We start from the raw sequence: 24,413 nt of genomic DNA on the forward strand, positions 1-24,413 counted from the left end.
TAGTTATCCGAAATGAGTATAGCATGTTACCAGAAAAGCTCAAAAGACTTTGTTTGGGTTTCGCTCCAAAGCTTTGATGCTGCCATGTAAAAACGCAAGGTGAACAGCGTCGCGGCCTTGAAGCTGTGCTTCTTTCAGCAAATATCCGAGAATGGCGTCAGCCTCCGTCTGCCGTCCGCCGGCCACATCGACCAGCATGGAAGAGCGATTGTCTTTCGTTTGCTCACAAACTGCACGTACACGCTCCCAGGCCGCCTCTTCATCTTCCAGCCGCAAAATGCTGCACGCCTCTTGAAAAACGAGCTTCATATAAGAAAAATAAGCAGGCACAGTCAACAGCTCTCCATTTTTCACACGCAGCAGCGCGGTTAACGGATTGATGCAGGCGTTTACGATCAGTTTGCCCGTCAGCAGGCGATACCAATCCATCTCATAGCGAATTGGAAATTCGGAATGGTTATGCTGAAGCACCGCGTTCAGACGATCTGGTTCAGCATGCTTGAATGCGCTCCATTTTATCGCACCAATGCCTGTATGTTCAACGGCTGTATCCGATTTCCTTACAGCTCCGTGCTCAACAACCCCAACATAAACGGAATGGTCAGCACCCCAGTCTTTAAGGTCGTGAATATGGCCCATACCGTTTTGCAAAAATAAAATATTTGTTTTTTTGATTCGTTCAAGCATCGGGAAAACAGTCTGAAGCTGATGCTGTTTCACTGTCACGACAAGAAGGTCAAAACATGAATCAATAGCTGCGCCCGCGCTGCAATGAGCATTGAACACTTTTCCGGCTTTATAAAGCTGAATCCCTTCCGTTTGAATCGCTGCGGCCTGTTCAACCCGCCTTGTCAAAACAGTCACCTCATGATCCAAAGATAAATAATAGGCACATAAAAGACCGACGGAGCCCCCGCCGATAATTCCAATTTTCATGATGTCACACCCAATTTAACATTTACGTATTATCATAGCAGAAGTATGAAAAAAATACTTCACAGAGATTTCAAAACACTTAAATTAAAGTTTAAATATTTGGATTTTTTAAATAAAGCGTTTACAATATATGTAGAGAACAACAAAGGGGGAGATTAATTTGATTAAGGTAGAACGTCTGCTCGTCAACTATAAAACGCTTGAAGAATTCAAGAAATTCAAAGAATACGGTATACAAGAGCTCTCAATGCTTGAAGATCTTCAAGATAATATCATTGAAAATGACAGCACTTCGCCTTTTTATGGGATTTATTTCGGGGATAAACTGGTAGCGCGAATGAGTCTGTATCAAGTTAATGGCAAATCAAATCCTTACTTCGACCAACATCAGGATTACTTAGAGCTTTGGAAGCTTGAGGTCCTTCCAGGTTATCAAAACAGGGGCTACGGTACAGCATTGGTTGAATTCGCCAAATCATTCAGAATGCCGATTCGAACAAATTCTCGGATTAAATCAGCAGAGTTTTTTAGTAAAATGAACTTTGAACCAGTCAAATATGACATGGCGCGGGACAAAGGGGAAAACCCGCTCATCTGGCATCCGGATATGGATGGCGAAATGACACCGGGTGAATCAGCATAAACATGAAACAACCGGCCTTTGATGACTCTAGGGCCGGTTCATTTGAGGGTTCATTACGTTTCTTGAGCTGTTTTTTTCAGTCTTCCGTCTTCCTTCGAAACAACCATTTTTCTGGCTCGATCCATAATATCGATCAGTGCCTTGTAGTCCTCTTCTGTCATCTCCAGCTGGTTTCTCAATGTTTGGTTTTCACTCCGTAAATCCTCGAGTTCTTTTTGCAGCGACTGAATTTGCTCCTTCATTTTTTCCTTTTCAATGTGGAATTCTTGCGCGGACGGCGCTTCTTTAAACTGTTCGAGAAACTCAATCACATCCTGAATGGACAAATCTCTTTTCCTCTCTGAAGCTGCCGGGGCAGCCTGCTTGACGGAATTCGGCATATTGACGGAATGAACCCCGATTTGTTTCCTTAGTTCTTTCCGCTGTTTTTTTGCCAGTTCTATGCCTGATTGATATTGCTTTCTCACATAAGAGTTCCACCTGAATCCGCAGGCAGCGGCTGTTCTGGTCAGTGCCCTTCCGACCTCCTCAAAGGCAGAAAGCTGTGTTCCGCCCTCACGAATATGACGAAGCACTACTTCTGCCAGCAGCAAATCCTCATCCTGTGTCCAAGCATCTTGTCTTGTAATGGTCAAATCAATCTCCCTCCATGTCAGCTTATTTATCTCATACATATGCCGGTAATAGATTAGATAGACTATTTGCACTCACAAATTTTCTGCAAGCTGACAGGAAGAAAAAAAGAAAAAGCGCAGGGTTTTCACCCTGCGCTTTTCTTATTAGTTACTTTTTACATTTATGTCTTTGCCGTTGTATGATCCGCATGCTTTGCATACACGGTGAGACAATTTCATCTCTCCGCATGACGGACATTCTGTCATACCAGGTACATTAAGTTTGAAATGTGTACGGCGCAATCTTTTTTTCATTTTAGAAGTTCTTCTAAAAGGTACAGCCATTATTCCCACCTCCTTAAAGAGTTAAGATTCATCATCTTGTTTTAAGAGCTTTTCAAGGGCTGCAAGTCTCGGATCGACTTTGTTCTTCTTGTCTTCCTCTGAAATGACTTGCCAGTCCTTTCCTTCTTGAGGAGCAGCTCCTTTTTCTTGTTCAGATTCACAAAAGATTTGCATAGGGATTTCTAAAAGAATTTCTTCTTTCACGATCGGAGTTAAGTCGATAGTATCGTCCTCAACAGTGTGAACGTCATCATCTTCTATATCATCCGTCTGATGAAATATAAACAGTTCTTTTGTCGAAATTGTAAATGGATACGGAACATCAACGAGTGTTCTTGAGCATGGCAAAATCATTTCGCCTGAGATCGTAAAATCAAACGAAACCTGCTTAGATTTGATATCCGCTCTGCCTTTCACCCTTACAGGAGAAATGCGGCGAATGTCAGAATTCAGCTTTGTCAGCTCATGTAACTCAACTGTCTCATCAAACTCAAAACTCGGTTTTTTCATTTGATGCAACTGATAAATCGTCCATTTCATTTGTATCACCTCAGGAAAGCAACAAACATGATTATAGCTTTTAAGAATGTTTTTGTCAATATTTTTTCTTTACAGCATAATGCTGCCAGCCAAGCATCGTTGACAGCTGAATATACTATGCATACACTTAAATCAAAAAAGACGTAAGAGTTTTCAATTGCAAATGTACCATACGTTTTTAAACATAGCAAGAAAGGCGGAAAAAATATGAAAGCTGTCGGATTGGTGGTTGAGTATAATCCCTTTCATAACGGACATCTTTATCATGTCCAAACAGCCAAGCGGCAAACCGGATGTGACACGGCTGTTGCGGTGATGAGCGGACATTTTCTGCAGCGCGGGGAGCCTGCTGTTGTATCCAAATGGGCCCGCACAAAAATGGCGCTTCAAAGCGGAGTCGACCTCGTAATCGAACTGCCTTATCTTTACGCAGTGCAAAAAGCGGAGATTTTTGCACACGGCAGCGTCTCCACTTTGAACAAACTGGGGTGCGAGGCACTGTTTTTCGGGAGTGAGAACGGACAGATTGAGCCGTTTTTAGAAACCGCAAAGGTAATGGATGAGCATAAAGATTCGTTTGATCAATGTATTAAAGAAGAGCTTAAAAAGGGTGCCAGTTATCCATCAGCTGCTGCTATCGCCTTCAAATCGATTTTACATACAGAAAACGGACTTGATATGTCGAAGCCGAACAATATTTTGGGGTACCATTATGTGAAATCGATTCTTTCCGGCAGATATGAAATGAAACCCTATACGACATCGAGAATCTCCTCGGATTATCATGATGCCGACCTTCCTGATGAAGACAGCCATATCGCCAGCGCAACCAGCATCAGAAAAGCCCTGATTGAAAAGCCTTTTGAAGACTGCGTTACGTTTCTTCCCGCAGCAGCTGCACGGGAATTAGCGAATTACCGCAAGTCTTTCGGGCTGTGGCATACACCAGAAAGCTATTTTTCTTACTTGAAATATAGTCTTTCGACTCTCACAGCCTTAGAATTACAGCAAATATACGAGGTTGAGGAAGGGCTGGAGAACAGAATCCTCCGTTCAATCAGAAAAGCCAGCTCCTATCAGGAATTTATGGAGTTTCTGAAAACAAAGCGATATACGTGGACGAGGCTTCAGCGGATGAGTACACACATTTTAACGAGAACGAAAAAACAGGAGATTCACCGTCTGCTCAATGTCGAAGAGGTGCCTTATATCAGACTACTTGGGATGACGAAAAAAGGACAGGCCTTTTTATCAGAAAAGAAAAAGGAGCTGTCCGTTCCGCTTGTCAGCAAGCTGGCCTCCTTTTCCCACCCCGCTCTCGATCTGGATATTAAAGCAAGCAGAATCTACAGCCTTGCGATAGAAGAGCCCCTTAGAACCGAGTTTGATTTACAAGAATACGGACATGCCCCAATACGATATGACGAGGATGAACGCCGTTTTTTGAGCATATAAAAAAGCACCTGGATATCAGGTGCTTTTCGCTTTCAGCTTATTCAAATAATCAATCGCATCCTGCATCGTATCAACAGGCACGATTTTCATGTCCGAATCAATGTCTTTCGCTGTTTTTACTGCGTTTTTGTAATCAGAATTGCTGGCGCCGTTTTGATTCGGAGCGAAGAAAATGTCTTTGCCGGCTTTGTCTGCGGCAACAACTTTTTGGTCAATGCCGCCGATCGGGCCGACTTTCCCGTCAACATCAATCGTTCCGGTGCCTGCAATGTCGTAGCCTTTTGTTTCATCTGTTTTTGTCAGCTGATTATAGATTTCAAGCGACATCATTAATCCCGCTGACGGGCCGCCGATATTTTCGATTTCGAAATCAATATCAGGCTTTACCTTGACGTTTCTGTCCGTATACAGCGAAACCCCGATTCCGGCACGGCCAGGCTCATCAGGAAATTGTTTTAACGCAAGGGTGACCGTCTTATCTTTTTCTTCTCTTTCGATTTTTAACTTTACTTTATCCCCGGCTTTTTTGCTGCTGATATAATCGATCAGCTTTTCAGCAGACTGATAGTTTTTTCCGTCCGCACTGATGATTTTATCGCCGACTTCTATTTTCCCTTTCGCCGGCATGTTTTCGACAACTGAGCTTGCGTAGATGCCGTTAAAGGAATAGCTTACTTTTTTTCCTGCCTTTTGATATGCGGCGATGACGGCATTTTCCTGTGAGCTTTTCATCATTTGCAGCTGCCGTTTCATATATTCCTTATCTGATTCGCCTTCTTCCTTGATGCTTTCATCAGGAACAATTTCATAATAGGGGTGCATCTTAGCCCATGCGTATGTAAATGGATTAGCCGGTCCCACTTTGACAGTCATTAAGGACAGACTCCCTGTTTCCGAGTAGCCCCCCTCCACTTTTATCAGTGAGCCGAGCTCTGTCGCTTCTCCCGGTTTTGTAATATAGTATGGCAGTTTTATAAAAGATGCAACGGCAATCAGTATGAGGATGACAAGCATCCAGCTGAAATGTTTTTTACGTAGCAAGTTATTAGCCCTCCCAATTCTCTATTTCTTTTTTTATCTGGCTGATCCTTCGGTTTGTTGCCTCCTCGCCTGCCGATATCATTTCATCAATATTGGCAAACGAGCTGGAGCTGTATGTTTCAAGAGAAGGGCGAATCATGATATCAGCGGCAATCGTTTGATGTCGTACCAATTCATTTTGCAGTATATCCATACTTTGCATGATTACATCAAAAATATGCGCCGCCTTTTCGGTTTTCCGAACCCTGGAGACATCTGAAGCGATGATAATGTCAGCCCCCATATCTTTTACAACAGAAACCGGAATACGGTCGACCACCGCGCCGTCTACGAGAAGCCGTCCTTCCAGCTTCTGCGGAATAAAAATGCCTGGTATGCTGATGCTTGCCCGAACCGCATCTGACACTGATCCTTTGCGGAAAACAATCTTTTCTCCTGTCTGCAGATCACATGCGACAATTCCAAGAGGGATTTTGAGTTCCTCAATCGGTTTGCCGAATGTATAAGCATGCACGAGCTGCCTGACACGGTCACCTCTCAAAAAACCGAGTTTCGGTACCGTATAATCAGCATAGAGCCGCCGTTTGAAAGCCTTGGCGACTTTTTTCATCGTTTCCACGTCATGCCCCGCGGCATAGAAGCTGCCGACCAAAGCGCCCATACTGCTCCCCGCAATCATATCCACATCAATTTGGTGCTTATGTAAACTGGAAAGCACGCCGAGATGAGCAAGTCCTCTGGCGCCTCCCGATCCTAACGCTAACCCGATTTTAGGTTTGGCCAACATGTTAACCTCCTGCCCGAATTCCCTGTATACGGAATTCTATGGTCTAAACTGAACCCCTATGCTCGTATATTAGTACAAAGGGTCAAGAGGACAGGTACTGCTTGGCCGTTTCGAGTCATACCATATTTTATCATGATATACATGTCATTGTGCATTTTTAGCGTCGGGGAGGTAAGAATGAACTTGTCGAAGATTCATACACTTTTGATTGCTGCGTTTTTTATTTTTTTAACAGCGACTGTCATCTCACATCCGCAGGCCTCATTCGAAGCCTCTAAAACCGGGCTGTCCATGTGGTGGGAGGTCGTATTTCCGTCTTTGCTGCCGTTTTTCATACTGTCTGAGCTATTAATTGGCTTTGGTATTGTAAGGTTTGTCGGTGTTCTCCTTGAGCCTTTTATGCGCCCTATTTTCCGCGTGCCGGGTGTCGGCGGCTTCGTTCTGGCCATGGGCATGGCATCAGGGAACCCCGCGGGCGCAAAACTGACGGCAAGGCTGCGGCAGGAAAAACAGATTTCAAGAGTAGAAGCAGAACGGCTTGCTTCCTTCACCAATTCATCCAACCCGCTCTTTATTTTTGGAGCTGTCGCCGTCGGCTTTTTTCAGAATGCATCATTAGGTATTTTATTAGCATCTGCACACTATTTGGGCAATTTGGCTGTCGGTTTAACGATGCGCTCCTACGGGCGTAAAGAAGAGCGCCAGCTCATGAGAAACAAAACCATATCTTTGCCTTCTATCAAAGATGCTTTACATGCGCTTCACACCGCAAGGCTTGCGGAAAAACGGCCTTTAGGAAAAATTTTGGGCGACGCTGTAACCTCATCCGTTCAAACGCTTCTAATGGTAGGCGGCTTTATTATTTTGTTTTCTGTCTTTAATCGTTTGTTATCCGTCGTACAGCTGACCGATATTCTCTCTATTGTTACAAAAGGCGCACTGACCTTGTTTCAGCTTCCAGCTCAATTGGACATTCCTCTATTATCAGGAATGTTTGAAATCACATTAGGAAGCAAGCTTGTCAGCGAGACAGATGTCTCCCTTTTGCAAAAAGCTGTTGTTGTCAGCTTTATCCTCGGATTCAGCGGCTTTTCCGTTCAGGCTCAGGTGGCAGGCATTTTATCAGAGACGGACATCAGATTTAAACCATTCTTTATCGCGCGTGTGCTGCAAGGCATTTATGCCGCCGTTTTTGTCATTCTGTTATGGAAACCTCTTTACACCGCGTGGAATGACCATGATCAGTACGTTTTTAAATCTCTTGATACAGGTGAGCTGCCGACAGCTCTTATCAGCGGATGGAATCTGCTTGTGCAGATTGGCCCTGCTGTCACGTTATGTGCACTGTTTACGTACATTTTCATTTTTTCTTACAGACTGACAAACGGTACAAAAAAAGGATGAGCTTAAAAACACTCATCCTTGCCTGAATTTTTCCTGAAGCGCCTTCTCGACTTCCGGCGGTACAAATTCTGACACCGCGCCTTTATACTTTGCCACTTCTTTTACTATGCTTGAGCTTAAGAAAGAATATTGGTTATTTGTCATCATAAAAAAGGTTTCAATTGATTCATCAAGCACACGGTTTACGGATGTTCCCTGCATCTCGTACTCAAAATCAGACACCGCTCTCAAGCCTCTTAAAATGGCTTTTGCATTTTTTCTTTTTGCATAATCAATTAACAGCCCTTGTGACGTTTCAACTGTTATGTTCGGAATGTCTTTTGTCACTTCTCTCAAAAGCTCACAGCGTTCTTCTACACTGAATAGCGGCTTTTTTGAAGAATTGTTCAGCACACACACATACACTTGATCAAATATATTGGCCCCGCGTTTAATGATATCCAGATGCCCGTAGGTCACCGGATCAAAACTGCCGGGACAGACAGCTATACTCGTCACATCACAACCCCCTCTTTTTATAGATCGCCACCCCTGTCAGGCCGTAGGTTTCTTTTCTTGTTATCACTAGATCACCTACTGCTTCGGGAAGCTCGACGTCTTTGTCATGCTCTGCGACGATAAAGCCGCCATCCTCCAGCATTTGTTGTTCGTCTATCACACTTAAGAGCGCCTTCAGTTTTTGTTCCTTATACGGAGGATCAAGAAAAATCCCGTGAAAGCCCGCTTCTCTTTTCGCAGCTGCGTGCAAAGCACGTTCCGCATCATTACGGTACACATCTGCATATGCTGTAAGCTCTAATGTTTTCAAGTTCGATTTCACCGTTTGAATCGCTTTAAAATCACGGTCAACAAATACACAATGCTCAAACCCTCGTGAAAGCGCTTCAATACCAAGACCTCCGCTTCCTGCGAATAAGTCAAGCCCCCTGCCCCCATCAAAATAAGGGCCAATCATATTGAAAATGGATTCCTTCACTTTATCGGTTGTCGGTCTCGTTGATGTTCCCGGCACTGCCTTTAGTGAACGGCCTTTTTTTGATCCAGAAATTACTCTCATGTTCCACACCACTTTTTCTAAAAGCTATTTTGTTTCCTTGTTCGGCCGGACGCCGTTATGTATAAGAAAAAAGCCAATCCTATCTTATCATAAAGCATTCTTTCAAACAATGAGCGCTAATCTTCATATACAAGTGTATAAGCGGAATGATCATTGTCCATACTATAAGCAACAGCATCCAGAGGATGTTGTTGCCAACCGCGGAGAAGACTTACGTTTCCCCATAAGTTCTTCCTCCGGTTTCTCCTCTCCCTTTGCCTTCTCCTTAACTTGTTAAGGAATAGAAGGACCCCGCAGAAACCTGCGGGGATTTTTTTATACAGCTATATTCCGATTTTATAATCATATTCTTTTGCTTTATCAAGCTTTGACTCAAATTCCAATTTTAAAAACGGTTTATATGAAGGCTCAACTTTCTTAACAAAAGAATAAGATGAGATCTTGTCCATTGTTTTTTCAATTTGGCCCATATCACAATACAGCACGACATATTTTAAGCGTTTTGACACATAATGCACATTTCCGAACTTTCTCAGCATTTTGCTTTGCTTTAAAGAATGAAGATACACAATCATGCCCTGGCGTCTATTCTCCAATACATTCACCTGCCTGATTTCTCTTATATGTAAAAGACGAGACGGCCAGTCTCGTCATGACACTTTGCATCCGCAGCCGCCGCCTGATCCGCAGCCGCCTCCGCATGAAGACAAACCGTCAAAATAAGGATTCCCAGTCGGAACTTTAATATGCTCTGATACAGCTGTCCCAATTTCAACGCTGATTTCATCAAGAATAGACTGCAGTTCCGTCTCTGCTTTTTTGAAGTCGGCCACCTTATCGTTCAGGTCGAGCTCCCGTTTGATCTCCCTCATTTTTCGGGATATTTCTCTATAGTCAGGATGATATTTGCCAAAACGCTGCACATCCTCATATTGCTCTTTTATTTTGATAAAAGAACGAATAATCCGCCCTGCCTCTTCATCTTCCTGGAGACGCTTGTAACAATTGCGGTAGTTCTCAGCCGTCTCCGACTGCAGAATCATCTCGGCAAGCTGCTGAGCTTCACTTTGAAGCCGCACGGATTCCATCGTCGCATACATAGCACGCACCTCCAGTTGTTAGTTTACCATGAAACCAGCCAATTGGAAAATGCTTAGCCGCACTTAAAAATGGAGTTGTAAAAGCCTCCCTAGTTTACACAATGAAAAAGACCCATTTTCGGGTCTTTTAATCTTTTGTCCGCATCGCTTGGAACATTTGCATCATCATTTGCGCCATTTGAATCCCGTTCGTAAATTGATTCACCCGATGCGGAATGGTTTTTTCGTAAAAATTCATCATCTCAAGCTGAAATGAAGCCAGGTCATCCGGCTTTCTCGCAAGCCTCCGGTACCATATCGGCTGTTCTCTTAAGAATCGTTTTCGTTCTTTATCTGCTAAAATAAATTCCTGAACGTCTTTGCGCATATAAGCTCTCCTTTATTAATCCTTCCGAAAAGAAAAAGGATGCTGTCCGGGTCCTGGCTGAGATTGCTTCTGTCCGCTTCCGGAAAATGTGTTGAGAAGGCTTTGCAACGATGAGATCGATTGGCTCATTTTATTGATCTGTTCATTCATTTGATTGACATCCATCTTTTTCACAGCTGTAACCATTTTAGAAACAAAATCATTTTTTTCTGATGTTTCGGGTACCGCTTCTGCGGCTTCCTCCGGTTCTCTGTACGGGTCCCAAATTGGGTCTTTCTCTCCGAAAAGGACCCAATTTTCGTACACGTCCTGCCAGCTTCTTTGTTCTTTGCGCACTTCTTTGATCAGCTTGGGATGTTTTTTAACGAATTGTTTAAAGTCATTAATTGAATGATTGGCATGTTGATTCGCCACAATCCTCACCCCCTCCGAAAAATATACCTACTACAATGTATCGGTTTGTAAGCCATTGTGTTCGCCTAATATTCATCGAAAAATCATTTTCTCGTAAAACAAGAAGCGCAGATTAACAGAAGCTTCCTCCCCCGATAAAGCTGGGGCTTTAATTGTTCCTGAAATCAAGATTCCTGCCTTTGCAAATGTTTGGGATGCCGCATTCCAAAGCCCGTCAGAACAAGATCCTTAATCGACACCGGCCGGTCTTAAAGTCTCCTCATCAAAAAAGAGCCGGGCAGCAACACGTTGATCCAGCTTCAGCTCCTTAAAAGTTCATTTTTTTGGTAATGTCACTCACAGTATCCATTGAGAAAGCTTCGTCTGCTGCAATCGCCTTGTTCTAAAGCCTTTGCAGAAACAATAAAAAGCCGCAGAACCTGTTGTCCGCGGCTGATTTCAGCGTTTAATAAAGTTTTGAGTGTAATACTTCCGGTCTACACCGACGCCAAGGTGCGTGTAGTCTGAATGTAGAAGCGCTTTTCGATGGCCTTCACTATTCAGCCAGCCTTCTACAGCAGCCGGACCGTCCACATAATTGTACGCGATATTTTCTCCCGCTTGCTCAAAGTCGACATCCCCTTTTTCTAAGCGGTCCTTCAGCGTGCCGTATTTCTTTGATACATGGGAGAAATAGTTGTTTTCTTTCATGTCCTCACTGTGGCCAAAAGCCACTTCGGCCGTCGGCTGATCCCACTCAAGCTTAGCTAACCCATGTTTGACACGAATAACATTGGTCAAATCGAGTATTTGCTTTTCACTCGTTGATTGGATCTCTTTCCACTTATCTTCCGTAACGGTTTGCGGTTCTACTAACTCACCGCGGTACACTACCTCATAAGGTCTTTGCTTGACAAAGGTTTGCGCATCAAACGCCCTGATGCTGGATAGCTTTCCTTCAAATTTGTCCATATACAGCTGGACGTACATCTTCCCCACTTTTACAGTCGGTCTGGTGTTGATGTCCTCTTCCGAAAACTCAAACCGATAGGAATTTCCTTTATACTCTACATTTACAAACGGAGCCACCTGGGTTGTCTTAAATACTTCTCCCGTTGACTCACCGATTTTGAAGGGCTTTGCGTTAATATCATTTCCCGACGCAAATAATGTGACCACTTTATTGTGCAGCATCCCGATTTGCACATACTGGTCTTTTCCCTGATTGTAAACCCACCATTCGTAATCATAAGCCGAGGGGTCAATACGTTCCGGTTCCCCAAGTTTTTTCTTTACATCATCGGCGGACTTGCCCATAAAGGACAATAACCCTGAAGTCGGCATATGTATTCGTTTGCCGCTTTGCGCTTCCTCATTAGACACTTGAGGCTCACTGTCATTTGATTTTTTTTCAGGAACAGATCCATATTGAATAAACAGAACATAAGTTCCGCAAATAATCAAGAGGATAACCATGGCTCTTAATATATTTTTCAATCTATCACCCCCGTGATGTGAATTGCATGTCTTGCCTTATTTTTCATTACAATACAGCCTATTTAACATGTCAAAGATTTATGTGTTAATGCAAAAAGCCTTGCTCTCTGTTTTCGTCCTCTGAAATATCTGATAAAGCACTGCCGGCACGTTCATTTGTTTGTTCAGATAAGGAAAGATCGCCAAGCGTGACAATACCAGTCAGCTTGTTGTTTTTGGTTACAGGTATGCGCCTGAGCTGATGGGATGCCATTAAATGAAGAACCTCATCAACTGGCGCGTCCTCTTCAACACTGACAGGTTTTTCAGTCATAGCGTCAGTGATTTTTTGCGAGTTTGGCCTTTTTGAGGCGATGCCTCTTAACACCAGATCACGATCGGTTACGATGCCGACCAGTGTTTCTCCATCCTCATCAACTACCGGAATGGCTCCTACATCCGCGTCTTTCATCTTTACCGCAGCTTCATATACATTATCTAATACCGTGCAATATTGCAAGTCAGCTGTCATCAGATCTTTTATTTTTGTCATCCGTAAAACCTCCTTTTATCTAGTGATATTTTCGTCAAATTTTCATTATTGCATACTTTCAAAAGAAGAAGATTCATTGAAAGTTTAACGCTTTCATACTATGATTGTCAGGAAAGGTAATTTTTATAAGGAGGGGTCAGTGTTGAAGTTTACTGATAGCGAACTTGAAGGGGTAAAGGCTGAACTCAGCCTCTTGGACGATTTGATGGAAAGCAAGGGACTCATCAGAGCCGGTCAATGGGATTATGAAAGAGTGACCTATGACAGAAAGTTTTCGACGATTGAGGGAACGTTTTACCTGCGGGTTCAAGGCATTGCGACAGAGGGCGATGTCGGAAGCGGCCGCGCCGTTATTCAATTAATGCCCCCTCTATTAGGAAAACACTATTACCCGCACGGAGTGGAATACGGAGAAACAGAAGAATTCCCAGTGCAGGTTGTGACCAAAAGCAAGGCACTCATCCAGGACATCTCCGACATGCTGAAAACAGTTCAAATGTAATAAAAAAGGTACAGCCATTGCCGCTGTACCTTTTATGATATCGTCTGCTGAATATAAGGGGGCTCCTCCTGTCCATCCTTTTCCCTTTCCTTCTTCACCCATTGGAAAAAGACAATAGCCAAAAAAGCCCCGTACACAATTTCCTGAATGATTTTCATCATAACTGCCCCGAGCTGCTGATCCTCTAACAAAGGAAGTGTGTTAAACATTTCCGGTCCTGTTAACGGAACCTGTCCCAGCATATCCGCAGGAACACAAAGCTTCATGGCTTCCGCCCAGGCAGACGGATCGGTATAAGTGGCATATAACGGCGTGCCGCTAAACATGATCAGTGCACAAGCAGGCGTGAGCAGCATACCGTCCGCCATAATATAGCCCAGCTTCATCAAACCGCTGAGCTGCGGGAGCCGAGCCACCTTGTGTACGAGCGGCCACCACATAAAAAACGCTAACACGAAGATGAGCCAAGTCATTAACGCATGGTAAAGCGTATCCGTTTTGACAGTATCAAATATTAGCGGCACATGATATAGAGAAAAAATGCCGTTAAATAAAAGCAATGCAATTAAAGGTGTAGAGAAAAATGTAAAAAACGGTTTAATGGCAGGCCGAAAAATCATTTTTTCCCAGGCCCATGCGGGAATCCCTGCGATTAATAAAGGCGGAACCACTAAATACAAAACAGCCATCTGCACCATATGGGCGCTGAACATAATATGTCCGAGCAGATCAACCGGGCTTCCTTCGGCTGCATATAAAAACAGCATCGCCGACAGAAAACAGGCCATTTCTTTACCCGTGATACGGTTAGGCTTTGAAGTCAACCGTCTGTAAAAAAAGATGTAAAGCACCGTGATGCCTAAAAGGATACAAAAAAGATAAGGGCTCCACATGGCGCGAAACCCAAACACGTCTAACTGATTCATGTCTTCACCTCCGGCGGCTGCTCAAATTACCACCATATAATTGTAACAAACGCAAGCACCGTAATGAACGCGACAAACATGCCTGAATACAGAAACAATGCCGGCGCTTCATGCCCTTTCTGATTCATATGCATGAAGTAATACAGCTGAAATATCACTTGAACAGCCGCAAGCAGTATAATGAAAGGAATCGTAAACCAGCTGCCGATGCCGTCTGTTGCCACAGTCAGAAATGCAACGAGCGTAAGACCGATCATCAGGCCAAAAGACATGACTTGATATTTCATCTCCTGAGCATGCTTCTTTTTCTTATATTCAAGGTCGCTGCTGATATGTCCTCTGCTTTTTTTATCGACCATGTTTATCCCACCATCCCCATTAAATATACAACGGTAAAGATAAAGACCCACACGACATCAATAAAATGCCAGTAAAGACTGGCCACGTAAAACTTAGGCGCTGTATATAAGCTTAAGCCCCTTTTTGCATTGCGGATCATCAGCGTACTGATCCACAAAAGGCCAAACGCCACGTGTGCACCATGTGTGCCGACAAGCGTATAAAACGATGAGCCAAGCGCCGAGCTTGTGATGGTAAAGCCAAACTCATGTGTGTAATGCTTAAATTCATAAATTTCCAAGCCTAAAAATCCCGCACCCAATAACAAGGTAATTCCCAGCCAGAGCTGCATTTTGCCAAATGAAAAGTTTTTCATATGGTACATCGCATACACACTCGTTAAACTGCTCGTTAATAAGAGCATTGTGGCGATAAAAACGAGTGTGACATCAAACATTTCTGTCGTAGGCGGGTCACCGGCGTTTGAATTCCGTAGTGCAAGAAAAGTGGCGAAGAGAGACGCGAACAAAACAGTCTCTCCCCCAAGAAAAAGCCAAAATCCTAAAAATTTATTTTTCCCTTCCAGTGTTGCTTTTTCGGGAGAAGCTGGAAAGGTCTCTGCGGTGAATTTTTCTTCAATTTGCATTACGCCTTCACCCCTTTATCATCGTTCGGCAGTTCCTCTTTGTGAATATGATAGCCGTGATCATCAATCAATGAACGGAGCAGCATTGTAAAAAATGTAATGCCAAGTCCGATAAAGATTACCGGCAGGCCCCAAGCGTGCTCGGTTCTATACAAGAGACCAAAGGCAGCGACAAAGAGACCGAAGGAAATGATCAGCGGCAGAATTGAACCGTTTGGCATATGGATATCATCAACCGGTTCAGCCGGCGTCATAGATTTGTGTCCCGCCTGCTTCTCGATCCACAGCGGGTCAAGCCCTCTGACAAATGGAAGCTGTTTAAAATTATATTCAGGCGGCGGTGACGAAACAGCCCATTCAAGCGTACGTCCGTCATGCCATGGATCATCTCCGACATATTCGCCCTTCACCGAAGTCCATATGACATTGACAAGCAGGAGGATAACTGCTGCTGCCATAAAAAACGCCCCGATTGTACTGATCAAGTTGCCGGTTTCAAGGCCCTGGCCTGGCAAGAAGGTATACACACGGCGCGGCATTCCCATTAAACCGACAAAGTGCTGGATGAAAAAAGTAAGATGGAAACCGATAAAAAACAAAACAAATGAAATTTTCCCCATTGTTTCATGCAGAATTTTACCGAACATTTTCGGCCACCAGAAATGAACACCGGCTAATAGCCCGAATACGACTCCGCCTATAATGACATAGTGAAAGTGCGCCACAACAAAATACGTATCATGGAACTGGTAATCTGCAGCTGCCGCAGCCAGCATGACACCTGTCACACCACCAAGCACAAAGGACGGGATAAATGAGACGGCATACAGCATGGCCGTCGTGTACTTCACATTTCCTCCCCAAATCGTCAGCAGCCAGTTAAATATCTTAATCCCGGTCGGAATCGCGATTGCCATTGTAGCAACTGCAAAGATTGCGTTCGCAATCGGTCCGAGACCTGTCGTAAACATGTGGTGCACCCAAACCATAAAGCCAAGAAAACCAATAAGCACGATCGCAAAAACCATTGAAGAATATCCAAACAATCGCTTTCTGGAAAACACAGGGATGACCTCTGAGAAAATGCCGAAAGCAGGCAAAATTAGAATATAAACTTCCGGATGTCCGAATATCCAAAATAAATGTTCCCAAATAATCGTGTTACCGCCAAGCTCTGGATTAAAGAAATTTGTGCCGAACAGCCGATCCAGCATCATAAGAGCCAAACCAACCGTAAGCGGCGGAAACGCAAACAAAATCAATGCCGACGCCACAAATGTCGTCCATGTAAACAAAGGCAGCCTCATGTACGTCATGCCGGGAGCCCTCATGTTAATAATCGTGGCCAAAAAGTTAATCCCGGCTATCAGCGTCCCCAGTCCGGATATTTGCAGGCCAAGGACGAAAAAGTCTATGCCGTGCCCTTTGGAATGAAGCGAAAGCGAGGCATATGACGTCCATCCTGCATCTGGCGCTCCTCCCAAAAACCAGCTTAAGTTTAAGAAAATACCGCCGAAAAAGAAGAGCCAAAAACCAAGCGCGTTTAAAAATGGAAACGAAACATCCCGCGCCCCGATCTGCAATGGGACAACCGCATTCATCAAAGCAAATAAAAGCGGCATCGCAGCCAAAAAGATCATTGTCGTCCCGTGCATCGTCATTACTTCATTGTACGCTTGAGCACTGAGAAAAGCATTTTCCGGCTTTGCAAGCTGGATTCTGATAAACATCGCTTCAATTCCCCCGACAAGAAAGAAGAATCCCCCTGCGATTAAATAAAGTATCGCGATTTTTTTATGGTCCACCGTCGTCAAATAATCCCAAAGCATAGATCCGCGCGTCCGTTTTTCTGTAAGCGCATTCAACATATGTGACCTCCCCCAATATCTCCCTTTCTTCCCTACTTGCTTTCTGCTTTCAAGCCTTTTAAGTATTCATAAAGCGCGTCCATTTCACTGTCTGAAAGCTTCGGATATGTTCCTGTCATTTTGTTCCCCGGCTTTATGCTCTCAGGGTCTTTCAGCCAGGCTTTCACATTTTCTTTATTCGCATCCTTCACCCCTGCCACTTTTGTCCTTTCACCGAAAGTAGCAAGGTTTGGCGCCGTTCTTGCTGCCTCTGCACGCTTATCATTTGGCTCCACCGCATGGCAGCTCAGGCAGTTCTTCTCTTTGAACAGCTCTTCCCCCTGCTTAGCCAAATCACTTTCTGCTGCCGTCTTATAGTTTTTCATATCTTTTGTCCATGACTGGAATTCTTTCGCAGAAAGCGCCTTTACTTTAAAATCCATGAGTGCGTGTGAAGGCCCGCAAAGCTCAGCGCACTTTCCAAAGAACGTATCTCCCGCCTCTTTGCTGCGTTTTGAATCGAAGGTTAAGAAGAACGTATTTTCGTTATCAGTATTGGTATCGATTTTTCCTCCTGCTGAAGGGATCCAGAAAGAATGTTTTACATCAGAGGCTTTTAAACTGAAATAAACCCGCTGGTCTGTCGGTACGATCAGCTCCTGGCTTGTGATAATGCCGTAATCAGGATACTCGAACTCCCACCAATACAAATTTGCTCTGACATTGACAACGAGAGCATCCTCGGCTTTGCGGTTTTTCTTATCCATAGGTGATGTATCTGCGAGTTCAAGCGTATATAATACGACAGGGATAACAAGAATGATGAGCAGCAAAATAGGGATCACTGTCCATGTGATTTCTAAAAATTTATTCCCTTCCACCTGTTTTGGTATCGTGTTCTCCCCAACCCGCGACCTTCTGAATCTCACAATCACATAAAAGAAGATAACAGATACGACTGCTACGACAACAACCATAATCAATGTACTGAGCACTGTCAGGTCATACTGTTTATCAGCCACCTCGCCAGCAGGCTTGAGCGTGGATAAAAAAGGTTTTCCACATCCGCTTAACAGAAGCGGCACTAAGGCTAATAATGAGATAAGACGCCAATGCTTTACCATTTCACCCAACCCCTTTTCTGGTCAATACAACGGCGGAGAATAGATTGATTCTTAACGCAATCCAGCCCGCCTCGAAATAAAGCACTTACATTTCCTCTTCTCTTAAATTATGAGTTTTTTTACTCAAAATGCCATCTATGTATAAAAGTAAAGCCGCCTGATTAAACAAAAGGTCAAGGCGGCATTTACTAGTTGTCATCGTTTATTTTGAAGCGATAAAACAAGCAATGTATCTATTTTTTAGAAAAGCGTAAAGACAACCATTGCAACGAAATAGATTGTCATGTAATTCAGTGAGTAAACGAACATCAGCGTCGCCCACTTCATGATATTTTTTGAACGGAAGCCCATCAAGCCAAGAATCAGCCAGCCGATATTTAACAGCAAGCCGAGAATCACAATCGGAAGACCGAGGCTTCCTAAAAAGAATGGAAGCGGCATCAGGCACGCAACCCATACAATAATTTGTCTTTTCGTTACTTCAAATCCGTATACAACAGGAAGCATTGGGATATTCGCGGCTCTGTAGTCCTCAGTTTTCTTAATGGCAAGCGATAAGAAGTGAGGAATCTGCCAAATGAATAAAATCATAAATAATACCCATGCCACGACGCCGATATTTCCTTCTACTGCCGTCCATCCAATCAGAGGCGGCACCGCTCCGGAAACACTTCCTACTACTGTGTTAATCGTATAGCGGCGTTTCGTCCACATTGTGTACAGGACAACATAAGTAAATACTCCGATAAAACCAATAACAGCAGCCATCACAGTGGTCATGAGCAGCATGATCAATCCTAAAGCAACAAGCAAAATTCCAGACCATAATGCCTGATTCGGCTGAATTTTACCCGTAACCGTCGGTCTTACTTTTGTACGCTCCATGATATGGTCAATGTCCCGGTCATACCAGTTATTGATCGCACAGGACCCCGCAATAATCAAAGATGATCCAAATAAAGTAAGAAGAACGGTGTTTATATTGCCTAAAAAGCTTAAACCGGAAATATGAAAAGCAAGCCACATTCCAGTAAAAGTTGTGATGAGATTAGAATTTACGATCCCTATTTTAATGAGGGACAGAAAATCTTTCCATGCCGTTGTTTCTTCAATTTGTCCGTCTATAGCTGTATCATTTAAGATTCTGGAGTTAGCCATAACGTAAACCTCCCTTACAAACCTAACGCAGGTTTATAATAACCTGCAACTCTATCATACAAGATAACAACTTGTAAAAAAACATCCTATTAAATATTAAACGAGAAACAGGAATTTATTTGTGAACTTTTTATGAATTTTACCAAAGATGAAGGCAAACGCCAATTCGATAATGCGTTTACCTTATTTCTATCAGACCCGGCATGAATAATCAAGTATACATTTCCAGAAGTCGTGATTCTATTATATTTTTGTGAACAAAGGGCTCTAAGAATTGCCACAAAACACATATTCGCTTACACTTGGTACGTATAAAAAATTGCAGCAGTTTGTTAAGAAGGTGAATATTGTATGAATAAAGCATTAAAAGCTCTCGGTGTTTTGACAACATTTGTGATGCTTATTGTTTTAATCGGGGGAGCCCTCGTTACTAAAACAGGTTCAGGCCAAGGATGCGGCAGACAGTGGCCGCTGTGCCACGGGCGTTTCTTCCCTGAACTGAATCCCGCTTCTATTATTGAATGGAGCCACAGATTCGCAAGCGGCATCTCAATTATTCTTGTATTAAGCCTTGCCTTTTGGTCATGGAGAAAAATCACACCTGTTTTCCGTGAAACAACGTTTCTCGCCATCATGTCCATTATCTTTTTGTTTCTTCAGGCACTGCTTGGCGCGTTGGCTGTCGTGTTCGGTTCAAACGCGCTTATTATGGCGCTACATTTTGGGATTTCACTCATTTCTTTTGCGTCTGTTTTAATATTAACTTTGCTTATATTTGAAGCTGATAAATCAGCCAGAAAACTGGTCAAACCGCTTCAAATCGGCAAGAAAATGCAATTTCACATGATAGGTATTTTGATATATTCCTATATCGTTGTGTATACTGGCGCATACGTAAGACATACAGAATCCAGTCTGGCGTGTCCTGATGTGCCGCTGTGCAGCCCGCTGAACAATGGACTTCCGACCCAATTCCACGAATGGGTGCAAATGGGGCACAGAACTGCAGCCTTGCTCCTGTTTGTATGGATTATCGTTGCCGCTGTTCATGCGATTACTTCCTATAAAGAACAAAAGCAAATCTTTTGGGGCTGGATTTCGTGTCTTATTTTTATCACGTTACAGGCACTATCCGGCATTATGATCGTGTATTCTGAACTGGCGCTGGGCTTTGCGCTTGCGCACTCATTTTTTATTGCCTGCCTGTTTGGGGTTTTATGCTACTTCTTATTATTGATTGCACGCTTTCGTTACGAATCAAGACGGGCATAAGACACAAGACCAAAGCTCTTATACGCTTTGGTCTTTTTTATGATTCCATTTCGGCAGCTTCATATATTTCAACTTTCGGTTTGCATACTGAACTTGATGATTTATATAAGGTTTGGATAATCTCGGGCGATGATGTATTCTAAACACGCTGCTCAATCGATGTTAGGGACAGGATTTTAATTAAATTAACTTTCCCCCAAGAAGTCAATTCATTCTCACCAGAAAAGAAGCCGTAATTATACGAAGCTTATTAAGCATCAGCTTTTCTCATTCCTGCACCCGCGAGCAGACAACCAATGCGCCCTTCACACACATTTGAAACAGCCCCCGCTCGTTGCAGCAGCTGCACGTTCATATCTCGTTTTTCACTAAAAAAGAGTGTATATCAAATGATATACACTCTTTTTTGATTATGCTTTTTCAATTTCGAGAAGCAGATCTCCCGTTTGGATCGGCTCTCCATTTTTCACATGAATCTGTTTGATTGTTCCTGAGAATGGCGCCTGAACCGTTGTTTCCATTTTCATGGCTTCGTTGATCATCAAATGATCACCTTTATCAACTTTGGCACCCGCTTCTGTCAGTACCTTGATGACAGTTCCAGGCATAGAAGCTGCAATATGACTTGGATTTGTACGGTCTGCTTTTAATCTTTCCTGAACGGAAGACTTAATGCTTTCGTCCTTTATGACCACTTCACGCGGCTGGCCGTTCAGTTCGAAATAGATCACACGAGTTGCATCCGGCTGAGGTTCACCGATTGAAATCAGTTTGACGATCAGCGTTTTCCCGCGTTCAATTTCCACTTCTATTTCTTCGCCTAATGTCATGCCATAGAAGAAGGTCGGAGTATCTAATACCGAAATATTTCCATAGCTTTCAGCAGTTTTTACATAATCAGAGAAGACTTTAGGATAAAGGGCGTACGCCAAAGCATCCTGGTCTGAGATCTCCAGATTATGCTGCTCTTTAAACTCCTGTTTGATCGCTTCAAAGGATACCGGCTCAAGCAGTTCTCCCGGTCTCACTGTGATCGGCTCCTGCCCTTTTAAAATGAGCTTTTGAAGTTTTTCCGGGAATCCGCCATGAGGCTGTCCAATATTTCCTTTGAAAAGCTCAATAACAGAATCAGGGAAATCTAATGATTCGCCTTTTTCGTAAATGTCCTTTTCAGTCAGGTTATTTTGCACCATGTACAGCGCCATATCCCCGACTACTTTAGAGGAAGGCGTAACCTTCACGATATCACCGAACATATCATTTACTCGCCTGTACATCTCTTTGACTTCGTTCCAGCGATCGCCCAGGCCTACTCCCTTCGCCTGCTGCTGCAGGTTACTGTATTGGCCTCCAGGCATTTCATGCTCATAAATTTCAGTATGCGGAGACTTCATCCCGCTTTCAAATTCACTATAATATTTACGAACTGATTCCCAATACTGGGATAGTAATTCCACGCCTTGCACGTTCATTTCCGGACGGCGGGAGTTGCCTTCCATCGCATGGTAAAATCCGCTCGCGCTAGGCTGCGATGTTAAGCCCGCCATTGAGCTGACCGCCACGTCCACGATATCAACGCCTGCTTCTACTGCTTTTGCATACATATAAATTCCGTTGCCGCTCGTATCATGCGTATGAAGGTGAACCGGAATATTGATCGTTTCTTTCAGCGCAGACACCAGCTCATATGCAGCTTGCGGTTTTAACAGGCCTGCCATATCTTTAATTCCGAGAATATGGGCCCCTGCAGCCTCAAGCTCCTTCGCCATAGAGGTATAATAAGCGAGATCATATTTTGTACGGGTTTTATCAAGAATATCACCTGTATAACAAATTGCCGCTTCAGCCACTTTACCTGAATCCCGAACGGCATCGATGGCTAACGTCATCCCTTTTACCCAGTTTAAGCTGTCGAAAATACGGAAAACATCAATACCAGATTGAGCAGATTGCTTCACAAATTCCTTAATCACATTATCCGGATAATTCGTATAGCCGACAGCGTTTGAGGAGCGAAGCAGCATCTGGAACAGCGTATTCGGCACTTCCTTGCGGAGGTCCTCCAGACGCTTCCATGGATCTTCCTTCAGGAAGCGGTAGGCTACATCGAAGGTCGCGCCTCCCCACATTTCCATGCTGAACAGCTCCGGCCATAACGCAGCCGTCGGATTAGCGATTTTTTTCAAATCATGTGATCTGAATCTAGTCGCCAGTAAAGACTGATGGGCATCCCGGAATGTTGTATCAGTTAATAGAACAGTTTTCTGTTCCTTAACCCAATTTGCAAGCCCTTCAGCGCCTTTTTCATCTAGAATCTGTTTTGTTCCTCTTGCAGGCTGCTGATCAACGTCGACTTTTACAGCTAACGGCTTGTCAAACGCCGGTTTTTCTTTTTTGCCGATTCCAGGGAAACCATTCACGGTCACATTCCCGATATAAGTAAGCATTTTTGTTCCGCGGTCTTTCTGCTTAGGGAAATTAAACAACTCAGGCGTTGTATCAATGAAAGACGTATCATATTGTCCTGTCAGAAACTTTTCATGCTTTGCGACATTTTCAAGGAACGGAATGTTTGTTTTAATTCCTCTGATTCTAAACTCCTGAAGGTTTCGAACCATTTTGGCCGCTGCCTGTTCAAACGTCAAAGCCCAAGTTGAAAGCTTAACGAGCAGTGAATCGTAATATGGCGTAATAACGGCGCCTTGGAAGCTGTTTCCTGTATCAAGACGAACACCAAAGCCTCCGCCTGAACGGTAAGCCATGATTTTCCCTGTGTCAGGCATAAAATCATTTTGCGGATCTTCAGTCGTTACCCGTGACTGAATCGCATAGCCGATTGTAAAAATGTCCTTCTGCTCCGGAATGTTGACTTTTTTGCTATGTAGGCTGTGGCCTTGGGCAACAAGTATCTGTGTCTGCACAATATCAACACCGGTAATCATTTCCGTAATTGTATGCTCAACTTGGACACGCGGATTTACTTCTATAAAATAAAACTCGTTGTTCGCGACAAGGAATTCAACCGTACCAGCATTTATATAGTTCACGTTTTTAGCAAGCGCAACAGCAGCTTCACAAATTTGGTCTCTCAATTCAGTTGACAGCGAAACGCTCGGTGCTACTTCGATTACCTTTTGGTGGCGTCTTTGAACAGAACAATCCCGTTCAAATAGATGAATCACGTTTCCCTGATTGTCTCCAATAACCTGGACCTCAATATGCTTAGGGTTTTCAATCAGTTTCTCTACATATACTTCATCATTGCCAAAGGCTGCTTTTGCCTCTGATTTCGCACGTTCATATGCTTCTTTGACTTCACTTTCGCTTCTGACAATTCTCATGCCGCGGCCGCCGCCGCCAAGAGAAGCTTTAATAATAATCGGATAACCGTGAGTTTGTCCGAATTGTTCGACTGCTTCAAGCGTTTCTGCAGGGCCGTCGCTTCCTGGTATAACAGGAATTCCGGCTTTTTCCGCCTGCTCACGCGCTTTTACCTTATCACCAAACATATCTAAATGTTCAGAAGTCGGACCAATGAACACGATGCCTTCTTCTTCACAGCGCCTTGCGAAATGTATATTTTCAGATAAGAAACCATATCCCGGGTGGATCGCATCCACCTTGTTTCTTTTCGCAATATCAATAATACCTTCAATATCCAGGTAGGCATCAATTGGTTTTTTCCCTTCGCCAACCAGGTACGCTTCATCGGCTTTGTAACGATGATAAGAACCGGAATCTTCTTTTGAATAAACCGCAACTGTACGAACATTCAATTCTGTACAAGCGCGGAATATACGGATTGCAATTTCTCCCCTGTTTGCTACTAACACTTTTTGTATCGATTGCTGTGACAAACTTTTTTCCCCCTTACCCGAATGGAATATA

At 43.7% G+C, this 24,413-nt stretch carries 26 protein-coding genes and 1 pseudogene; 6 read left to right on the top strand and 21 right to left on the bottom strand.

What is annotated here, in order from left to right; genetic code table 11:
* Nucleotides 1-39: 39 nt before the first annotated feature.
* Nucleotides 40-936, bottom strand: a complete 897-nt coding sequence (locus MTN95_RS02370; protein ID WP_105954185.1) for a 2-dehydropantoate 2-reductase — start codon at nucleotides 934-936, stop codon at nucleotides 40-42.
* Between the two features lie 160 nt (nucleotides 937-1,096).
* On the opposite strand from MTN95_RS02370, the gene MTN95_RS02375 reads away from it, so the two are divergent.
* Nucleotides 1,097-1,579, top strand: coding sequence for an N-acetyltransferase (locus MTN95_RS02375; RefSeq protein WP_024121303.1), 483 nt, complete (start codon nucleotides 1,097-1,099; stop codon nucleotides 1,577-1,579).
* Between the two features lie 53 nt (nucleotides 1,580-1,632).
* Here MTN95_RS02375 and gerR read toward each other — a convergent pair whose 3' ends face one another.
* From gerR to MTN95_RS02390, 3 genes are all read right to left on the bottom strand, one after another.
* On the bottom strand, nucleotides 1,633-2,214 hold the full coding sequence (gene gerR / locus MTN95_RS02380; RefSeq protein ID WP_103671375.1) for a sporulation-specific transcriptional regulator GerR: 582 nt from the start codon (nucleotides 2,212-2,214) through the stop codon (nucleotides 1,633-1,635).
* Nucleotides 2,215-2,358: 144 nt separating this feature from the next.
* The gene (rpmF, locus tag MTN95_RS02385; RefSeq protein WP_003154457.1) at nucleotides 2,359-2,538 is read right to left on the bottom strand and encodes a 50S ribosomal protein L32; all 180 of its coding nucleotides are present in this window, start codon (nucleotides 2,536-2,538) and stop codon (nucleotides 2,359-2,361) included.
* Between the two features lie 21 nt (nucleotides 2,539-2,559).
* Nucleotides 2,560-3,078, bottom strand: a complete 519-nt coding sequence (locus MTN95_RS02390; RefSeq protein WP_024121301.1) for a YceD family protein — start codon at nucleotides 3,076-3,078, stop codon at nucleotides 2,560-2,562.
* A gap of 27 nt (nucleotides 3,079-3,105) precedes the next feature.
* Here MTN95_RS02390 and MTN95_RS02395 point away from each other — a divergent pair.
* Nucleotides 3,106-3,289: pseudogene (locus MTN95_RS02395) on the top strand (hypothetical protein).
* Nucleotides 3,286-4,533: a nucleotidyltransferase gene (locus MTN95_RS02400; RefSeq protein ID WP_248336824.1), complete on the top strand. Its 1,248-nt coding sequence runs from the start codon at nucleotides 3,286-3,288 to the stop codon at nucleotides 4,531-4,533. The pseudogene MTN95_RS02395 and the gene MTN95_RS02400 overlap by 4 nt, the downstream one beginning before the upstream one ends.
* Nucleotides 4,534-4,548: 15 nt before the next feature.
* Here MTN95_RS02400 and ddcP read toward each other — a convergent pair whose 3' ends face one another.
* Nucleotides 4,549-5,574 carry a protease DdcP gene (gene ddcP / locus MTN95_RS02405; RefSeq protein ID WP_105954183.1) on the bottom strand — a complete coding sequence of 342 codons (1,026 nt, stop codon included), beginning with the start codon at nucleotides 5,572-5,574 and terminating at the stop codon, nucleotides 4,549-4,551.
* 4 nt (nucleotides 5,575-5,578) lie between these two features.
* Nucleotides 5,579-6,358 (bottom strand): patatin-like phospholipase family protein, encoded by a 780-nt coding sequence (locus tag MTN95_RS02410; RefSeq protein WP_105991250.1) that lies wholly within the window; start codon nucleotides 6,356-6,358, stop codon nucleotides 5,579-5,581.
* 180 nt (nucleotides 6,359-6,538) lie between these two features.
* Between MTN95_RS02410 and ylbJ the strand changes: the two genes are divergently transcribed.
* Nucleotides 6,539-7,765, top strand: coding sequence for a sporulation integral membrane protein YlbJ (gene ylbJ / locus MTN95_RS02415; RefSeq protein WP_024121296.1), 1,227 nt, complete (start codon nucleotides 6,539-6,541; stop codon nucleotides 7,763-7,765).
* A gap of 12 nt (nucleotides 7,766-7,777) precedes the next feature.
* Here ylbJ and coaD read toward each other — a convergent pair whose 3' ends face one another.
* The 8 genes from coaD to MTN95_RS02455 form a co-directional block, all read right to left on the bottom strand.
* Nucleotides 7,778-8,263, bottom strand: a complete 486-nt coding sequence (coaD, locus tag MTN95_RS02420) for a pantetheine-phosphate adenylyltransferase (protein ID WP_024121295.1) — start codon at nucleotides 8,261-8,263, stop codon at nucleotides 7,778-7,780.
* Between the two features lies 1 nt (nucleotide 8,264).
* The gene (gene rsmD, locus MTN95_RS02425) at nucleotides 8,265-8,822 is read right to left on the bottom strand and encodes a 16S rRNA (guanine(966)-N(2))-methyltransferase RsmD (protein WP_105954181.1); all 558 of its coding nucleotides are present in this window, start codon (nucleotides 8,820-8,822) and stop codon (nucleotides 8,265-8,267) included.
* A 323-nt stretch (nucleotides 8,823-9,145) separates the two neighbouring features.
* Nucleotides 9,146-9,418 carry a YlbG family protein gene (locus MTN95_RS02430; RefSeq protein ID WP_024121293.1) on the bottom strand — a complete coding sequence of 91 codons (273 nt, stop codon included), beginning with the start codon at nucleotides 9,416-9,418 and terminating at the stop codon, nucleotides 9,146-9,148.
* Between the two features lie 54 nt (nucleotides 9,419-9,472).
* Nucleotides 9,473-9,922, bottom strand: a complete 450-nt coding sequence (ricF, locus tag MTN95_RS02435) for a regulatory iron-sulfur-containing complex subunit RicF (RefSeq protein ID WP_010334140.1) — start codon at nucleotides 9,920-9,922, stop codon at nucleotides 9,473-9,475.
* A gap of 127 nt (nucleotides 9,923-10,049) precedes the next feature.
* Nucleotides 10,050-10,289: a YlbE-like family protein gene (locus MTN95_RS02440; protein WP_024121292.1), complete on the bottom strand. Its 240-nt coding sequence runs from the start codon at nucleotides 10,287-10,289 to the stop codon at nucleotides 10,050-10,052.
* Nucleotides 10,290-10,304: 15 nt separating this feature from the next.
* Nucleotides 10,305-10,703: a YlbD family protein gene (gene ylbD / locus MTN95_RS02445; protein ID WP_101860695.1), complete on the bottom strand. Its 399-nt coding sequence runs from the start codon at nucleotides 10,701-10,703 to the stop codon at nucleotides 10,305-10,307.
* A gap of 438 nt (nucleotides 10,704-11,141) precedes the next feature.
* Entirely contained in the window at nucleotides 11,142-12,179 is a 1,038-nt protein-coding gene (locus MTN95_RS02450) for a CAP domain-containing protein (protein ID WP_248336826.1), read from the bottom strand.
* A gap of 85 nt (nucleotides 12,180-12,264) precedes the next feature.
* Nucleotides 12,265-12,711, bottom strand: coding sequence for a CBS domain-containing protein (locus MTN95_RS02455; RefSeq protein ID WP_010334136.1), 447 nt, complete (start codon nucleotides 12,709-12,711; stop codon nucleotides 12,265-12,267).
* 139 nt (nucleotides 12,712-12,850) lie between these two features.
* Between MTN95_RS02455 and MTN95_RS02460 the strand changes: the two genes are divergently transcribed.
* A complete protein-coding gene (locus MTN95_RS02460) occupies nucleotides 12,851-13,213 on the top strand; it encodes a YugN family protein (RefSeq protein ID WP_105954179.1) in 363 nt (120 codons plus the stop codon).
* 32 nt (nucleotides 13,214-13,245) lie between these two features.
* On the opposite strand, the gene ctaG is transcribed toward MTN95_RS02460, so the two are convergent.
* The 6 genes from ctaG to cyoE all read right to left on the bottom strand — a co-directional run bounded on the left by ctaG (nucleotide 13,246) and on the right by cyoE (nucleotide 19,253).
* Complete coding sequence (gene ctaG / locus MTN95_RS02465) at nucleotides 13,246-14,139, bottom strand: cytochrome c oxidase assembly factor CtaG (RefSeq protein WP_227599206.1); 894 nt, start codon at nucleotides 14,137-14,139, stop codon at nucleotides 13,246-13,248.
* A 26-nt stretch (nucleotides 14,140-14,165) separates the two neighbouring features.
* A complete protein-coding gene (ctaF, locus tag MTN95_RS02470) occupies nucleotides 14,166-14,498 on the bottom strand; it encodes a cytochrome c oxidase subunit IVB (protein WP_105954177.1) in 333 nt (110 codons plus the stop codon).
* Between the two features lie 2 nt (nucleotides 14,499-14,500).
* Nucleotides 14,501-15,124, bottom strand: coding sequence for a cytochrome c oxidase subunit III (gene ctaE / locus MTN95_RS02475; RefSeq protein WP_010334132.1), 624 nt, complete (start codon nucleotides 15,122-15,124; stop codon nucleotides 14,501-14,503).
* Nucleotides 15,124-16,992, bottom strand: coding sequence for a cytochrome c oxidase subunit I (gene ctaD, locus MTN95_RS02480; protein WP_105954176.1), 1,869 nt, complete (start codon nucleotides 16,990-16,992; stop codon nucleotides 15,124-15,126). The genes ctaE and ctaD overlap by 1 nt, the downstream gene beginning before the upstream one ends.
* Before the next feature lie 32 nt (nucleotides 16,993-17,024).
* Nucleotides 17,025-18,095 (bottom strand): cytochrome c oxidase subunit II, encoded by a 1,071-nt coding sequence (coxB, locus tag MTN95_RS02485; protein WP_044156004.1) that lies wholly within the window; start codon nucleotides 18,093-18,095, stop codon nucleotides 17,025-17,027.
* A gap of 240 nt (nucleotides 18,096-18,335) precedes the next feature.
* Complete coding sequence (gene cyoE / locus MTN95_RS02490; protein ID WP_044156005.1) at nucleotides 18,336-19,253, bottom strand: heme o synthase; 918 nt, start codon at nucleotides 19,251-19,253, stop codon at nucleotides 18,336-18,338.
* Between the two features lie 351 nt (nucleotides 19,254-19,604).
* On the opposite strand from cyoE, the gene ctaA reads away from it, so the two are divergent.
* Nucleotides 19,605-20,525, top strand: coding sequence for a heme A synthase CtaA (gene ctaA, locus MTN95_RS02495; protein WP_105954175.1), 921 nt, complete (start codon nucleotides 19,605-19,607; stop codon nucleotides 20,523-20,525).
* A 410-nt stretch (nucleotides 20,526-20,935) separates the two neighbouring features.
* Here the strand turns inward: ctaA and pyc are convergent, their stop codons facing one another.
* Complete coding sequence (gene pyc, locus MTN95_RS02500) at nucleotides 20,936-24,382, bottom strand: pyruvate carboxylase (RefSeq protein ID WP_248336828.1); 3,447 nt, start codon at nucleotides 24,380-24,382, stop codon at nucleotides 20,936-20,938.
* Nucleotides 24,383-24,413 lie beyond the last annotated feature (31 nt).

This window comes from Bacillus sp. 2CMS4F (genome assembly GCF_023161785.1).
GTDB lineage: Bacteria > Bacillota > Bacilli > Bacillales > Bacillaceae > Bacillus > Bacillus halotolerans.